General features: G+C 69.2%; 12 protein-coding genes. 4 read left to right on the top strand and 8 right to left on the bottom strand.

The annotated features are described in order from the left end of the window. Nucleotides 1-2 precede the first annotated feature (2 nt). Nucleotides 3-977 carry a methyltransferase gene (locus tag ACIBX3_RS53890; RefSeq protein WP_397128578.1) on the top strand — a complete coding sequence of 325 codons (975 nt, stop codon included), beginning with the start codon at nt 3-5 and terminating at the stop codon, nt 975-977. A 61-nt stretch (nt 978-1038) separates the two neighbouring features. Here ACIBX3_RS53890 and ACIBX3_RS53885 read toward each other — a convergent pair whose 3' ends face one another. The 5 genes from ACIBX3_RS53885 to ACIBX3_RS53865 all read right to left on the bottom strand — a co-directional run bounded on the left by ACIBX3_RS53885 (nt 1039) and on the right by ACIBX3_RS53865 (nt 6979). Further along, nucleotides 1039-3513: a PEP/pyruvate-binding domain-containing protein gene (locus tag ACIBX3_RS53885; RefSeq protein WP_397128577.1), complete on the bottom strand. Its 2475-nt coding sequence runs from the start codon at nt 3511-3513 to the stop codon at nt 1039-1041. A 94-nt stretch (nt 3514-3607) separates the two neighbouring features. Next, nucleotides 3608-4243: a response regulator gene (locus ACIBX3_RS53880; protein WP_397128576.1), complete on the bottom strand. Its 636-nt coding sequence runs from the start codon at nt 4241-4243 to the stop codon at nt 3608-3610. Further along, the gene (locus ACIBX3_RS53875; protein WP_397128575.1) at nt 4228-5547 is read right to left on the bottom strand and encodes a sensor histidine kinase; all 1320 of its coding nucleotides are present in this window, start codon (nt 5545-5547) and stop codon (nt 4228-4230) included. The genes ACIBX3_RS53880 and ACIBX3_RS53875 overlap by 16 nt, the downstream gene beginning before the upstream one ends. After that, entirely contained in the window at nt 5544-6266 is a 723-nt protein-coding gene (locus ACIBX3_RS53870) for an ABC transporter permease (protein WP_397128574.1), read from the bottom strand. The genes ACIBX3_RS53875 and ACIBX3_RS53870 overlap by 4 nt, the downstream gene beginning before the upstream one ends. Further along, nucleotides 6263-6979, bottom strand: a complete 717-nt coding sequence (locus ACIBX3_RS53865) for an ABC transporter ATP-binding protein (RefSeq protein ID WP_397128573.1) — start codon at nt 6977-6979, stop codon at nt 6263-6265. The genes ACIBX3_RS53870 and ACIBX3_RS53865 overlap by 4 nt, the downstream gene beginning before the upstream one ends. A gap of 159 nt (nt 6980-7138) precedes the next feature. On the opposite strand from ACIBX3_RS53865, the gene ACIBX3_RS53860 reads away from it, so the two are divergent. Then, nucleotides 7139-7984, top strand: a complete 846-nt coding sequence (locus tag ACIBX3_RS53860; protein ID WP_397128572.1) for an ABC transporter ATP-binding protein — start codon at nt 7139-7141, stop codon at nt 7982-7984. Beyond that, nucleotides 7981-8832, top strand: a complete 852-nt coding sequence (locus tag ACIBX3_RS53855) for an ABC transporter permease (RefSeq protein WP_397128571.1) — start codon at nt 7981-7983, stop codon at nt 8830-8832. Before ACIBX3_RS53860 ends, ACIBX3_RS53855 begins: the two co-directional genes overlap by 4 nt. A gap of 170 nt (nt 8833-9002) precedes the next feature. Here the strand turns inward: ACIBX3_RS53855 and ACIBX3_RS53850 are convergent, their stop codons facing one another. The 3 genes from ACIBX3_RS53850 to ACIBX3_RS53840 form a co-directional block, all read right to left on the bottom strand. Beyond that, nucleotides 9003-9737 (bottom strand): 4'-phosphopantetheinyl transferase, encoded by a 735-nt coding sequence (locus tag ACIBX3_RS53850; protein WP_397128570.1) that lies wholly within the window; start codon nt 9735-9737, stop codon nt 9003-9005. A gap of 105 nt (nt 9738-9842) precedes the next feature. Then, nucleotides 9843-10505 (bottom strand): response regulator, encoded by a 663-nt coding sequence (locus ACIBX3_RS53845; protein WP_397128569.1) that lies wholly within the window; start codon nt 10503-10505, stop codon nt 9843-9845. Beyond that, nucleotides 10492-11475, bottom strand: coding sequence for a sensor histidine kinase (locus ACIBX3_RS53840; protein ID WP_397128568.1), 984 nt, complete (start codon nt 11473-11475; stop codon nt 10492-10494). Before ACIBX3_RS53840 ends, ACIBX3_RS53845 begins: the two co-directional genes overlap by 14 nt. A gap of 771 nt (nt 11476-12246) precedes the next feature. Between ACIBX3_RS53840 and ACIBX3_RS53835 the strand changes: the two genes are divergently transcribed. Continuing rightward, on the top strand, nt 12247-14988 hold the full coding sequence (locus ACIBX3_RS53835; RefSeq protein ID WP_397128567.1) for an AAA family ATPase: 2742 nt from the start codon (nt 12247-12249) through the stop codon (nt 14986-14988). Nucleotides 14989-15133 lie beyond the last annotated feature (145 nt).

The raw sequence follows: 15133 nt of genomic DNA, 5'->3' as shown, positions 1-15133 counted from the left end.
CGATGGAGCAGGAGCTCATGCGCATCCTCACCGGAGGATGGGTGGCGCAGGCCACCTTCGCCGCGGTCCGGCTCGGGGTGGCGGACACGCTCCACGGCCGCCGCCTGGCCCCCGAACAGATCGCCGAGGAGGTCGGCGCCGACCCCGGCGCCCTGCGCCGCTTGCTCCGCCTGCTGGCGGGGGTGGGCCTGGCCTACGCCGACGACAAGGAGAGATACGGGCTCACCCCGATGGGAGCGCAGCTGCGCCGAGAGGCGCTCGGACCGCTCGCCGCGCTCTACGGCGAGGACTACTTCGCCGCCGCCTGGGGCGGGCTGGCGCACGCCGTACGCACCGGCGAGCCGGCCTTCGAGCACGTCCACGGCAAGCCCGTCTTCGCGCACCTGGCCGGCGACCACGACAAGGCGGCCGTCTTCAACGCGGGGATGGCGGCGGGCGCGTCGTTCTTCCGCCACGTGCCCGCCGCGTACGACTTCTCCGGCCCGCGCCGGGTGGTCGATCTGGCCGGCGGCACAGGTGCCCTGCTGGCCGCCGTCCTGCGCGAGAACCCGGAGGCCAGGGGCGTGCTGTTCGACGTTCCCGACGTGATCGCGGCCGCGCCCGCGCACCTGGAGCGGATGGGGGTGCTGGACAGATGCGAGCTGGCCGGCGGCGACCTGTTCGACTCCGTGCCCGAGGGCGGCGACGTCTACCTGCTGTCGCGCGTCCTGCACGACTGGGACGACGAACGCTGCGCCGTCCTGCTGACCAACTGCGCGAAGGCGATGGCGCCGGGGGCCGAGCTGCTGGTCATCGAGCGGGTCGTCGGACGGGACTCGTACCTGCCGCTCGCCTTCGACCTGCACATGATGGTGATGACCGGAGGACGGGAACGCACCGAGGCGGAGTACCGGGCGCTGATGGAGGAGGCGGAGCTGACCCCGGGCAGGCTGCTCGACCTGCCGCTCGGCATGCGTCTGCTCACCGCCACCCGCTGAGACCACATGCAGGAAGGCGCCGGGCTCTCCTCGAGCCCGGCGCCTTCGTCGCGTTCCGCGGTCAGCTCAGTACGAGCGCCGCCTCCGTGATCACCTCGACGCTGCCCGTGCTCCCGTCGACGCGGATCCGGTCACCGTCTCGCACCAGCATGGTGGCGTTCCTGGTCCCGACGACGGCGGGGATCCCCAGCTCACGCGCCACGATCGCGGCGTGCGACAGCGGCGCCCCCACGTCGGTGACGACCGCCGACGCCCGCGGGAACAGCAGCGTCCAGCCCACGTTCGTCACGGTCGTCACCAGGATCTCCCCCTCGCCCAGCCGGTCGCCCTCCGCCACGGACGCGAGCACCCTGGCGGTGCCCTCGACCACGCCGGCCGCGCCGGGGAAGCCGCTGATGGTCTGCGACGGTGGCGCCACCGTCGCGGCGGCGTCGTACACGTCGCCTCGGCGGTCGGGGTCGGCGGCCCACCGCTCGGGGTCGAACCGGCCGCGGATGATGCCGGGGTACGGCGGCAGCGACTTGTACAGCTCGTACGTCGCCCGCCGCCCGTCCACCCGCGTCAGCGGCCGGCGAGAGCCGCTCAGGACGTCCAGGATCTCCGCGATCGTCAGGAAGAACAGGTCGTCGCCGCGCCCGGTCACCTCCCCGGCGCGCAGCACGAAGTCACGCACCATCCAGAAGCCGCGCATCATCTCCGACCTGGTCTCCTCGCGGGAGCGGACGATCGCCTCCCACCGGTCGACGTCGCGGCGGAACTTCGCGGCCTTCCTCGGGTAACGCTCGTGGAAGCGCCGCCAGGCGGCCCGGCCGGCCTCCTCCTGCCGCTCCAGCAACTCCGCCGGATCGACCGTGAGGCCCGCGAGCTGCTCCTCCAGCCAGTCCGGGTTCTCCACGGGCCGGGCCGCGGAGACCTCGAACTCGTCCGGGCACCGGTGCCCGTACCGGCCGATGTACTCCTCGCGGGAGATCTCGCCCCGCTTGATCCGCGCCAGGCCGAGCAGCGGGCCGAGGCTCTCCAGCCTGCCGTCCCCTCCCTGGACCCCGGACATCAGCACGGTGGCGTCCCTCTCACCGACCAGCTTCGCCAGCCGGGCGCCGAGGTAGACGAGCGAGCCGGCGTCCTGGCGGGCGGCGGCGGCGAGCATGCGGTTGCACTCCGCGAACCGCGGCTCGACCTCGTCCTGCCAGAGCGTCACCAGGTCGTTGCTGCCAGCGATCTTGGCGCGGAGCTCCTCGGTGATCGCGGGCGCGGTGGCGATGTACTCCGGGATCCGCGCGACGAGCTTCTGGATCTCGCGGCGTCCGCCCAGCATCGGCTTGGCCGCCTTGAGGGTCTGCCAGCGCGACATCGGCAGCAGCGGGGTCTCGACGCCCTCGGGCAGCTTGCCGTAGATCGGCAGCTGGGTGTCGCGGATCTTCTTGGACATGCCGAGCGCCTTGCCGAGCGAGGCGGTCAGGCTCATGTTCATGTAGACGCGGCCGCCGATGTTCCCGCACATGGGGTGCCCGCCGAGGTCACTGACGATCATGATTTCGGAGATGAACGCCTGCACGAGCGACCAGGTGCACGGCGTCATGACGCTGGGGATGGCCTCACCCAGGTTGCCGTTGCTCCACAGGTAGTCGCCCTTGAGCGAGTCGTTCCACATCTCACGCTGGCCGGTGATCGGCCTGGCCTGCAGGATGTGCGGACGACCGCGGTGCAGCGCCCATTCGACGTCCATCGGGCGCCCGTACAGCTCCTCGATGTCCATGCCCAGCTCGGCGAGCCCCACCGCCTGCGCCGTGGTCAGCACCGGCTCCTCGCGCTTGCCGGGCGGGACCGGCTCCTCGCGGGTGCCCTCGGCGGTGCGTACGGTCATGACGGTCTTGGCCGCGATCCGCTGGTCGACGACCATGCGGACGGCCCGGTCGATCGTGACCGTGTCCGGCGTGACCAGGCCGCCGACGACCGCCTCGCCCAGCCCCCACGCCGCGTTGATGGTCAGCCGGTCGCGGTCCTCGGTGAACATCACGCCGGCCGCGTCGGCGGACACCAGCTCCTGGACGACGACCGCGATGGCCACTTCGTCCCGCGAGATGCCGTGGCGGTCGCGGTAGGCGATCGCCCGCTCGGTCCACAGCGAGGCCCAGCAGCGTTTGACCGCGTCCAGGACCTGGTCGGCGCCGCGGATGTTGAGATAGCTGTCCTGCTGCCCGGCGAACGACATCCCGGGGAGGTCCTCCGCGGTCGCCGACGACCGCACGGCCACCGCCGGGTTCCCGCCCAGCGACTCATACGCGGCCCTGATGTCGGCGGCGATCTCCGGCGGCATCTCATGGGCGGCGAACAACGCCTGGATCTCGGCCGCGTCCCCGGAGAGTATCGCCTCCCGGAGATCGTGACGGGCGACGAAGTCGCGGTAGGCGCCGGTGGTGACGTGAAAACCCGCGGGCACCGGCAGGCCGGCCCGGGCCAGGCGGGCGAGGGACTCGCCCTTGCCACCGACGATCTCCAACTCGGCACCAGGATCGGCCAGGGCAAGGGTGTTCATAGGCTCATCTCCAAAATTCAGCTGGGAAGAGAAACGGCCGCCTGTTCCACGGTATGAACCATGGAAATGGCGGCCCACCCCTAAACGCCCTTAATCAGCCATCGGCCCCCGGCTTGAGCAGGCCGGTCTCATAAGCGGCGGCCACGGCGGCCGCGCGGTCCTTCACCTCGAGCTTGGCGAAAATGTGCAGCAAATGCGTCTTCACGGTCGCCTCGGTGATGAACAGCCGCACGGCCACCTCGCGGTTGGTGGCGCCGCGGGAAATGAGCGAGAGCACCTCCAGCTCCCGGCGGCTGAGCGTCTGCTGCTGCGGCGCGCGGAGCTTGTGCGTCAGCACTCCCGCCACGGAAGGCGACAGCACGGTCTCGCCGCGGGCCGCCGCCTGCACGGCGCGGCGCAGCTCGGCCCGTGGAGTGTCCTTGAGCAGGTAGCCGGTCGCGCCCTCCTCGATCGCGGGCAGCACGTCGACGTCGTTGTCGAACGTGGTCAGCACGAGCACACGGACCTCGGGCATCTGCTCGCGCAGCCGGCGGATGAGCTCGGCGCCCTTCATCTTCGGCATGCGCAGGTCGGTGAGGACCACGTCCGGATTGGTGCGCTTGGCCACGGCCAGCGCCTCCGGCCCGTCGCCCGCCTCGCCGACCACCTCGAACTCGTCGCCGGTGAAGATCCCGCGCAGTCCATCGCGTACGACAGGGTGGTCGTCCACGATGATCAGACGAATCGGCATATCTCACCCGGCGTTTCTGGGACGGCAAGCGGCTCGGTGTCGGCGGCCGGGATGGCGGGGACAGTGGCGGAAATGCCGGTGCCCTCGCCTGGAGCGGACTCCACCTGGAAGTCGCCGGCCAGCCTCGTCACGCGCTGCCGCATGGCGAGGAGCCCGAAACCGCCTGACTCCACGGTAGCGGGCGCGACGGAGGCATCCAGCGGCTCGGGGCTGAATCCGGCTCCGTCATCCCGTACGTCAAGCACCACGACATCTTCCATGTACGACAGAGTGAGGGCAACTCGTCCGGCCGCCGCGTGCTTGGCGACGTTGGCCAGCGCCTCCTGCGCCACCCGCAGCAGGGTCACCTCCACCTCCGGATGCAGCGGCAGGGCGTCACCGGTGACCGACAGCGTGGCGGGCACGCCGGTGGTCTGCGACCACTTGTCCGCGACGTCCCGCACGGCGGCGGGCAACTGGGCGTCGGCCAGTGGCGCCGGGCGCAACGCCTGGACCGATCGGCGGGCCTCGTTCAGGCTGTCCCTGGCCAAGGTGCGCACCGTGTCGAGGCGGGAACGCGCGGCCGCCAGGTCCTCGAGCGCCTCCTCGGCGGCCTCGACCTGGGTGACGATGGCGGTCAGCCCCTGTGCGATGGTGTCGTGGATCTCCCTGGCCATCCGCTGCCGCTCCCCGAGCACCCCGGCTTCCCTGGCCCGGCTCAGCAGCTGGGCCTGCAGGCTGGCGTTCTCCTCCGCGAGCGTGGCCAGCTTGGCGCTGGTCTCCCGGAGCTGCTCGATCATCGCCTTGCGGCTCTCGTTCTGGTCGGAGATGGTCTTGACGATCAGGCCCACCGCGGAGGCGATGAGCGCCGCGACCAGGAAGGAGTAGAGCATCTCGGTCACGCTCCGCCCGGCCTCGGGCCGCATCGAGACCAGCACCCCGGCGGTCGCGACCACACCCGCGTACGCCCACCACCGGGGCAGCAGCGTGAAGGACTGGATGAACGCCGCGGGCCCGGTCACCGTGAACACCGAGTCGATGCTGACCAGCGCTCCGATGACGGCGAGCAGGACGACGAAGTAGACGACCGCCACCGCCGGCACACTGATCCACTCCGGGCGCGCTGCCACCATGAACCAGTGCCAGGCCACGGCGAACACCACCAGCGCCACCGTGTCCAGCCGCCAGTTCTGCGACAGCGAGAACGCGGCGGGAAGCAGGATGAACAGGTAGGGCAGCACGGGCCAGACCCGGTCCCAGCGCGAAAAGTCGGGACCGGTGGAGACGACCACCGGTCCCGGCCTTTCGCGGTCGGCGTTGCTCACCACCGGAAGGCTTTGATGGCGATGCCGCCGCTGACGAGGCAGATCCCCAGCATGACGGCCATGCTCACGGGGGACAGGGCCTGACCCTCCCAGGCGGCGCGGATCGTCTCGACGGCAGGCGCCATGGGCGTCATCCCGCCGATGGACTTCATCGCGCCGCCCATGCTCTCGAACGGGATCACCGCGCCGGAGATGAAGACCATCGGGAAGAACAGGGCCAGCCCGAGCACGGTCGCGGTGCGGCCGGAGGGGACGACGGCGGCGAGCAGGAGGCCGATGCCGCTGAGGCTCAGCGCGGCCAGGAGCCACGCCGCGACCACGGCGCCCACGCTGGCGGGAGACGACAGGCCGTAGCCGATGGCACCGACGGCGATGATCAGCGCCGTGCCGAGCACGGCCAGCAGCACGTGAGCGGCCAGCTGAGCGCCGAACAGCATGCCGGGCGAGGCGGGGGTGGCACGGAGCCGCTTCAGCACCAGGCGCTCGCGATACTGGGCCAGTGTCGCCGGCAGGATGACCAGTGTGGCCATGCCGATGACGAAGATGGTCAGCATCGGCACGTTGGCGTCCACCGACGGCAGCCCGCCGGGAAGGGGCTTGCCCGTGCGCAGCTTGACCCAGAGCATGACCGTCGGGAAGGCCAGCGCGAAGAACGCCGACATCGGATCCCGCACGATCAGCTTGAGCTCGACCCCGATGACCTGCGTGATGCCTCTCATGCCGCCAGCCCTCCAGTCAGCGCGAAGTACGCGTCCTCCAGGTTTTCCGTACGACCCTGGACGATCAGCTCGTCCGGGGTGCCCTGGATGATGACGCGGCCGTGGTCGATGATCGCCATGCGGTCGCACAGCGCCTTGGCCTCGTCCATGAAGTGGGTGACCAGCACGACGGTCGCCCCGCGGTCGCGGATCTCCCGGATCAGGCCCCAGGTCATGCGGCGGGCGGAGGGGTCCAGGCCGGTGGTGAGCTCGTCAAGGAACACGACCTCCGGGTTGCCGACCAGCGCCAGCGCGATGAACAGCCGCTGCTTCCAGCCGCCGGACAGGTTCCCGAACCTGGAGCGCTGCCGCTCGGTGAGCCCCCATTGGTCCATGACCACCCGCCAGTCGGCGGGCTTCTCGTAGAACGAGGCGTACATCTTCAGCGCCTCGCCCACCTTGATCGCGTCCGGCAGGGACGCCTCCTGCAGCTGGACGCCAAGGCGCGGCAGCAGCTCGCGCCGGTCCGTCTGCGGGTCCAGGCCGAGGATGCGCAGGACGCCGCCGTCGCGCTGCCGCAGGCCGGCCATGCACTCGACGGTCGTGGTCTTGCCCGCGCCGTTGGGGCCGGCGATCCCGAAGATCTCGCCCCGCTCAACCTTCAGGGATACGCTCTCCAGAACCTGGCGGCCTCGGTAGCTCTTACTCATGCCCTCGATTTCGATGACTGTCATGTTTACAGAGTCCCCATGCGCCGCCTCTTACGACATCCCCCGATCGGTTGATAGGGGTCAACTCCTTGATTTCGGGGCCTACCTGCGACTCTGGCCCCTGACCAGGTGAAACCAGGAATAGGGGTGTCGGAGGCAGCGCGGATCCCCAACCCTGATTGCATGAGCGATACAGCGGTGCGCGTACGTGAGCTGCGCAAGCGTTACGGCGACACGTTTGCCGTCGACGGCGTCGACCTGGATATCGCCAGAGGCGAGGTGTTCGCACTCCTCGGACCCAATGGCGCAGGTAAGACGACAACTGTTGAGATTCTCGAAGGGCACCGCCGCCGGGACGCCGGCGAGATCAGCGTGCTCGGCGAGGACCCAGGCCGGGCCGGACGCGTATGGCGCTCCAGGCTCGGCATCGTGCTGCAGTCGGCAACCGACGCCGCGGAGATGACCGTTCGCGAGATGGTCCATCACTACGCGAGCTACTACCCGCGGCCCCGCGATCCCGACCACGTGATCGAGCTCGTCGGCCTCACCAGCAAGGCCGACGTCAGGACCCGCAACCTGTCCGGCGGCCAGCGGCGCAGGGTGGACGTGGCGGTCGGCGTCGTCGGCAACCCCGAGCTGGTCTTCCTGGACGAGCCCACCACAGGGTTCGACCCCGCGGCCCGCCGCCAGTTCTGGGACCTCATCTCGCGGCTGGCCGACGAGGGCACCACCATCCTGCTGACCACGCACTACCTGGACGAGGCCGAAGCGCTGGCCAGCCGGGTGGGCGTGCTCGTGGGCGGCCAGATCGTCGCGCTGGGTGATCCGGCCACGCTCGCCGGTCGCGCGCAGGCCATGGCGACCGTCACCTGGTCCGCCCCGGACGGCGAGCGCAGCGTCAAGACCGCGACGCCCACCAAGGTCGTCGCCGAACTCGGCACCCAGTTCGACGGGGAGATCCCCGAGCTGAGCGTGACCCGCCCGAGCCTCGAAGACATCTACCTCGGCCTTATCGGAGACCAGCCGTGACAACCACGATGTCAAGACCACCCACCCGCATTCCCACCGCGAGCACGGCGCGCCTGCCCAGCGTCGGCCGGCTGGCGCTCAAGCGTGGCGCGCTGGAGCTCCGGAGCTTCTTCCGCACCAAGAGCCAGTTCATCGTCATCTTCTCGCTCCCGGCGGTCATGCTGCTGCTGCTCGGCGCGATGCAGGCCAACAAGCCGGACATCGGCGGCGTGACGGCTGCGCAGCTCCTCACCGCCGGCATGATCGGCGCCGGCATCATGAGCACGTCCTTCCAGAACCTGGGCATCAACGTCGCACTGGAGCGGCACGACGGGACGCTGAAGAGGCTGTACGGCATGCCCATGCCGCGGATGGCCTATTTCGGCGGGAAGGTCATCCAGGTCCTGGTGTGCATGGTGGCCGAGGTCGCCATCCTGATCGTGGTCGGGGTGCTGCTGTTCGGGCTGCAGCTGCCTGCCTCGTTCGAGAAGTGGGTGACCTTCACCTGGGTCCTCTTCCTCGGCGGCATCGCGTGCACCCTGCTGGGCATCGCCGTCGGCAGCCTGCCGAAGTCCACACGGGGCGCCAACGCGGTGATCACGTTGCCGTTCCTCATCGTGCAGTTCTGCTCAGGCGTCTACATGCCCTTTTCCGATGTACCGAGTTTTCTGCAGTATTTCGCGGCCTTGTTCCCGCTCAAGTGGATCACCCAGGGGGTGCGGTCGGTGTTCCTGCCCGACCACGCGGCGGCCATGGAACCGGCCGGCTCTTGGGAGCATCCGATGATCGCACTTGTGCTCGTCGCCTGGTGCGCGGGGTCCCTGCTGCTTTGTATGAAGACTTTTCGCTGGACGGCCCGGGACAGCTGACGCGCTGACGCGAAGAAATCCTTGTGACGGTGGCGGATCGCATCGACGCCACCGTCATTTCGCGTGCCCGGCCGTGTTATTAACGTGTCCAGAACTATTTATGTACGCGGCCGTTTTCGTGCGCGCGGCATCGGCCTGTCGCGCCTCGCGGCCGGGGCCTCGCGGCCGGGTCAGGCGCGCACGATGGCCTGCGGGACGGGACGCTTGAGCGCCGAGCGGCGGCGCCGGGAGGCCGAGCTGGCGGACAGCGCGATGGCGGTGAGCAGGAGCCCCTCCGTGGCCATCCACCGGCCGGAGAAGCCCATCAGCTGCCGGCCCTCCACCTGAGGCCCGGTGACCAGGAGCCGGGCGGAGAATTTACCCGCCACCGGATCGAAGGTCAAGATCGCGTCCTCGAAGTCCAGCCACCGCTTCGCCAGCGGGAACCACGCCTTGTAGACCGCCTCCTTGGCGGAGAACAGCAGGCGGTCCCACGACACGTCCGGGTAGTCGGCGGCGAGCGCGCTCAGCGCCTTGCGCTCCTCAGCCAGCGAGACGGCCTCCAGGACGCCGTTCGACAGCGGCTCGTCGGGCTCGGCGTCGATGCCGATTGTGATGGTGTCGGCACCGGGGCTGACCACGGCGCCGCGGTAACCCGCGCAATGCGTGATGCTGCCCACGAAGCCGATCGGCCACTGAGGCTCGCCACGCACGCCGGGCAGGAGAGGCTGCGGCGGCAGGCCCAGGACGCCCATGGCGGCCCTGGCGCACATGCGTGCCGTGGCGAACTCCTTGCGCCGGTTCTCCACCGATCGGCTGATCACCTCTTCTTCTGCGGGAAAGAGCACTGCGTCGTGGTCGTCGAAGGTGTCGACGGCCACGACCCACGGGGGAAGGATGCTCCCGATCAAGGCATTCGCATTCACAATTCCACGCTAGGCACGGCCCTGGCGGAAAGGAATGTCACGGCCCGTCTTCTCGGGCCGTCCAGCGGCTGTTCCGGGGTCAACGCAGGCTGATAAGGGGGCTGGTCATGTGTCGGTACGATTCCTCGACGGCTGGATCAGCGAGGCCTCGATCGCCCGGTTGACGGCGTCGATGCGGGACGCCGCTCCGAGCTTCACGAAGATGTTGCGGAGGTGGCGTTTGACCGTGGCTTCCGTGGTGTTGATGCGGGCGGCGATCTGCCGGTTGCTGAGCGCCTGAGCGGCCAGTTCGAGGACTTCCCGCTCCTTGCTCGTCAGCACCTCGGAAGGAGCGCTCTCCATCTGGGCGAGGCTCTCGCGCGAGACGGCGAGGACGACGCGTTCCGGCTCGTCGTGCACGCTGCGGATGGCCGAGACCAGCTCGTGCCAGTGGACGCTCTTCAGGAGGTAGCCGCGGATGCCGGCGGCGAGGAGCCTGCGCAGCAGCTGCGGCCCGTCGTACATGCTCAGGATGATGATCTGGGTGTTCGGCGACTGCATTCGCAGGCGCGTCACGGTGTCGGTGGCCGAGTCGCCGGGGATCTCCACGTCGAGAAGGAGGATGTCCGGCTTCGCGTCCGCCACGAGGTTGAGGGCGCCGCTGGAGGTGCCGGCCTCGCCGACCACGGCCAGCCCGTCCTGGGCGTCCAGGATCTCCCTGAGTCCTTCCCGGAAGAGCGCGTGGTCGTCCACTATGGCGATCGTGGTCGGTTGGTCACTCCTGATCATCGGATCGCCTCTGGAGGGGGACGGTGAGGTCGATCCTAACTCCCCGGCCAGGCTCGCTCGCGATGGTGACCGTGCCGCCGAGTAGCTGGGTGCGCTCCCTGATGGAGGACAGTCCCATGCTTCCCTTGGGCGTCGGCTGGTCGGGGTCGAAGCCGCATCCGTCGTCGATCACGGAGGCGACCAGTTCGTGGGGGGCGACGTCGATTCTGATGAGGATGGCCGAGGGTGCTCCGTGGGTGAGCGCGTTGCGGGCCGCTTCACGCAGGATGAGCAGGCACTCCTCGCTCACGTTCGGGGGCGCCCAGCTCTGGTCTCCGTTGACCACGAGCTCGATCTGCACGTCGTCGGCCCCGACCATGTCGAGGTAACCGAGCAGGCCCTTCTCGAGAGTCCTGCCGCCGGGGGGATGGAGGTCGGAGGTGACCTGGCGCAGGTTGTACATCGTCTCCTGGATGGCCTGCTGCGCCATTTCCAGCTTGGCCAGCGCTTTCGCCGGTTCGGTCGGCCGGTAGAGGTTCGACAGCTCCAGTTGCCGCTGGGCCACGCTGATGCTGTGGCCGATGCGGTCGTGTAATTCCCTGGCGATCCGCTGGCGCTCGGCCCTCTGCGCCTCGGTCACCTTGTTCAGCAGGAAGCCCGTGTAACTGCTCGCGGCCTCCCTGATGCGCATGGAGATGCTCTGCTCCAGAGCCGTGACCACGAGCTTGAGCAACTGCGCGGCCTGGCTCTCCCCCAGGAGTCGTTGACTGAGCGTGGTGAAGGCGGCTCGGAAGAACACCGACGCCGCCATGAGCGATTCCCGGGGGTGGACGCCGGCGGATGCCCTTGAGACGCCGATGTCCCAAGCCAGGAACACGGACTCCTCGTCGTCCTGCAGTCTTCCGGTGCGTAGCGTGTTGGCCATCTCTGTCAGGATCTGGCTCGCGTTGGTCATGACCTGGGTCTTCGTGCGCTGGTCCTTGATCAGCACACTGCCGATGGCGGTAAGCCCCTGCTCGTACTTCTGCAGGATGTCCGTTCGACACTCCTCGATAATGTTGGCTGGCCCCGTAGCATCTCCCTTTTGCGCAATGTCTCCCACCGTGTCCCCTTGGAGAGCTGCAGAAATGCTTACATCTTGGGTCAACACCGGTGAGTAGGCAACTGTATGAAGATAGTGAGTGCAGGTCGGCAGGGCCCTCGCCTTCGTGGTTCAAGCCACTGACCAGCGCAAACAGGTCACATATGGAAATGTCCGCATTCTGTGATCGGCGGCGTGGCGCGGTCGGCGCGGCGGGGTCTGACCTAACGATTCATCTGGGGTCGGTTGTGAGCTGTGAGCCTGTCATGATCATTATCGCGGCCGTCTGACATGAGCCAGGCTCAAATTAACCCTGCCCGCCTGTCTGCCTGCCTGCCGCTGTGGCCCGTGCCGGCCTCGAGTGCCCTGCGACCTGGTGCGCCGGTCCCTTCGGTACGACTCGGCGATATGACTCGGACCACGCTGTGGTCCGAAAGTTGGAGGCCGATTGGTCCGTATGACGCGACAAGCGCTTTTTAAGGATATGTCGTATTGTCGGCCCGCCGTGCTAACACCTAGCGTGATGACCGTCAACCCAGAAGCGGGTGCGGAAGAGGTTGAGGGTCATGAGGCAAATCCGGCAGATCAAGACGTCGAAGCCGAAAAAAGAGCTGAATAACTCTTTGGATCTCCGAACTCCTTCCGGTCGCAAATTGCCTTTCTGAAAAAGGGGTGTCCATCATGGGGCTGTTCGAGAGAGATGCGGCCATGACCTCCATGCACGACCTCCTCGCCGAGGCCGTGGCCGGCAAGGGCAGGGTCGCGATGGTGACCGGGGTCGTCGCGACAGGCAAGAGCGAGTTGCTGCACGCTTTCGCCGAGCAGGCTCTCGAACGGGGCGCGCTGCCGCTAGTGGCGGCTGCCACCCGGGCGGAGAGCGACCTCCCGCTGGGCGTGTTCGGGCAGCTTTTCCAGAACGCGCCGTTACGCGAGGACGCGAGCGCGCTCGCGGCCGACTTGTTGCGCGAGGGCGCGCAGATGGCCTCTCCCGCGAAGGGGGACGGCTTCGATCAGATCGACGCCCAGATCGTGCACTCACTCTGCGCGGTGCTGCTCTCTTTGGCCGAGCGCCACCCGCTGGCGATCGTCATCGATGACGTCCACTACGCGGACCGGGCCTCGCTGCTCTGCCTTTCCTACCTCGTACGCAGGGCCAGGTGCTCGCCGCTCATGGTCGTCTTCAGCCAGGCTGAATACCGGCAGCACATGCACGGCTCGTTCGCCACCGAGATGCTGCGCCAGCCGCACTGCACCGCCGTCAGGCTGGCGCCGCTGTCGTACGACGCCGTGACCACCATGACGTCCGAGCACCTGGACGAGGAGGTGGCCGCGGGCCTGGCGCCGGAGTGGTACGCCCTCAGCGGCGGCAACCCGCTCCTGCTCCGCGGCCTGATCGAGGACTTCGGGACGAGCGGGGGCGCCCCCGGGGAACGCTACGGCGAGGCCGTGCTGTCGTGCCTGCACCGGGCCGACCCCGCGCTGATGCAGGTCGCCGGCTGGCTCGCCGCCCTGGACGACCCGGACCTCCTGCAGCGCATGATCGGCCCGGACCCCGCGATCGTCTCCCAGGCCCTGCACTGGCTGGAGACCGCCGGGCTGCTGCGCTCCGGCCGCTACCGGGCCGAGATCGCGCGGCGGACGGTGCTGGCCGAGCTGAGCGACGAGGTGCGCCGCGGCGTGCACCGGCGCGCCGCCGAACTGCTCTACGCCGAGGGCGCCGACGCGGTCGCCATAGCAACGCACCTGCTCGGCGCGGAGGCGGCCGACCTGCCCTGGGCCGTGCCCGTGCTGGAGTCGGCGGCACTGCACCGGCTGGACGACGGGTTCGTCAACCTGGCCGTGGACTATCTCAAGCTCGCCTGGCGGGGATGCACCGACGAGCGCCGGCGTACCACCATCGCGACGCTTCTGATGCGCGCCGAATGGCGCATCAACCCCAGAACCCCGGGCGAGCACATCGCCGAGCTGACCGACGCCCTGCACAACGGCACCCTGCGCGGCAGCGACGCGGTCGTCCTGGCCAGGGCGCTGCTGTGGCACGGCAAGGTGGACGAGGCCTGCCAGGTGCTCGAACACCTGAAGGAGAGCGGCGACACCGAGCCGCAGACCGTGGCCGAGCTCATCGGCACCCGGCTGTGGCTGCGCAGCTCGGCGCCCCCATTGCTGGCCCACGTCGACAGGTCGACCAGCGAGCAGGCCAGGGAGCCCGTGCTGCCGGTGCGGGTGAGCCGCCGGCTGGAGGCGGCCAACGCGCTGGCCTCGGTCCTCACCCGCGGGCCGCGCGAGCGCATACTGAGCATGGTCGAGCGCATCCTGCGGAGCTCCCACCTGGACGAGATGTCCATGGACACGGTGGAGAGCTCCCTGCTCGCCCTCGTCTACGGAGGCTGGCCCGACAAGGCGGCACCCTGGTGCGACGCCTTCATCGAGGAGGCGGAGTCCCGCCGCGCCCCGGCCCGCCGGGCCCGGCTCACCGCGATCCGCGCCGAGATCGCCATGCGGTGCGGCGACCTGGAGACCGCGGCCTCGTGCGCGCGCTTGGCCCTGCAGCTCATCCCGCCGGCCAGCTGGGGCGTGGCCGTGGGCGCGCCGCTGGCCAACCTGATCCTGGCCACCACGGCCATGGGCTTGTACGACGAGGCCCTGGAGCAGGTCAACACGCCGGTGCCGGAGGCCATGCTGCAGACCCGCTTCGGGCTGCACTACCTGCACGCCCGCGGGCGCTACCACCTCGCGATCGACCACTCGGCGGCCGCGCTGCGCGACTTCCGCTTCTGCGGCGAGCTCATGGGGGAGTGGGAGATGGACACGCCGGGGTTCATCGCCTGGCGGGCCGACGCCGCCGAGGCCCTCATCAGGATGGGCAAGACCGAGGAGGCCCGCGTCCTGATCGAGGAGCAAATGTCGCGGTGCGGCCCGGGGGCCTCCCGTACGCACGGTATGGCGCTGCGCGTGCTCGCCGCCACCAGCGAGGCCAGGCACCGGCCCATGCTGTTGCGGCAGTCCTCCGACCGCCTGCACGCCTGCGGCGACCGCTACGAGCTCGCCAGGTCGCTGGTCGATCTCACTGAGGCCTTCCACGGCGTCGGAGAGTTCCGCAGGGCGGGCATCATCGCCAGCCGCGCCCGCACCCTCGCCCAGGAGTGCGGCGCCCAGCCCCTGAGCCAGGCGCTGGCCGGTGACGGCTCCGGCGCCGCCGGGGAGAACGCGGAAATGAGCAAGGTGGCCGCCATCCTCAGCGACGCCGAGCGCCGGGTCGCCGGCCTGGCGGCGGTCGGCTACACCAACCGGGAGATCGCCGCCAAGCTGTTCATCACGGTGAGCACGGTCGAGCAGCACCTGACCCGCATCTACCGCAAGCTCGGCATCACCCAGCGTTCGGATCTGCCCGCCAATCTGGAGCTCAGCCCGACGATGCGCTGAAACCCTCCAGAGTCTGTCCACCACGCGGAATCCGCGTGGTGGACAGCATTGTTGACAGAGCACATAACTCGGAGTTGCGAGGCCTGTCAGGCTGTGATAAGTGATAAATTTCCCAATTATTCACCGACGTCGTGGCGGATAGGGG

The organism is Nonomuraea sp. NPDC049480, assembly GCF_044465905.1.
GTDB lineage: Bacteria > Actinomycetota > Actinomycetes > Streptosporangiales > Streptosporangiaceae > Nonomuraea.
The sequence above is the reverse complement of the archived record's forward strand: the minus strand, read 5'-3'. Positions and strand labels throughout refer to the sequence as shown.

What these genes read in the sequence shown, in the direction of transcription:
- ACIBX3_RS53885 (WP_397128577.1), bottom strand. Translation starts at nt 3,513, where the DNA reads ATGAACACCCTTGCCCTGGCCGATCCTGGTGCCGAGTTGGAGATCGTC.
- ACIBX3_RS53860 (WP_397128572.1), top strand. Translation starts at nt 7,139, where the DNA reads ATGAGCGATACAGCGGTGCGCGTACGTGAGCTGCGCAAGCGTTACGGC.
- ACIBX3_RS53845 (WP_397128569.1), bottom strand. Translation starts at nt 10,505, where the DNA reads ATGATCAGGAGTGACCAACCGACCACGATCGCCATAGTGGACGACCAC.
- ACIBX3_RS53880 (WP_397128576.1), bottom strand. Translation starts at nt 4,243, where the DNA reads ATGCCGATTCGTCTGATCATCGTGGACGACCACCCTGTCGTACGCGAT.
- ACIBX3_RS53890 (WP_397128578.1), top strand. Translation starts at nt 3, where the DNA reads ATGGAGCAGGAGCTCATGCGCATCCTCACCGGAGGATGGGTGGCGCAG.
- ACIBX3_RS53870 (WP_397128574.1), bottom strand. Translation starts at nt 6,266, where the DNA reads ATGAGAGGCATCACGCAGGTCATCGGGGTCGAGCTCAAGCTGATCGTG.
- ACIBX3_RS53835 (WP_397128567.1), top strand. Translation starts at nt 12,247, where the DNA reads ATGGGGCTGTTCGAGAGAGATGCGGCCATGACCTCCATGCACGACCTC.
- ACIBX3_RS53865 (WP_397128573.1), bottom strand. Translation starts at nt 6,979, where the DNA reads ATGACAGTCATCGAAATCGAGGGCATGAGTAAGAGCTACCGAGGCCGC.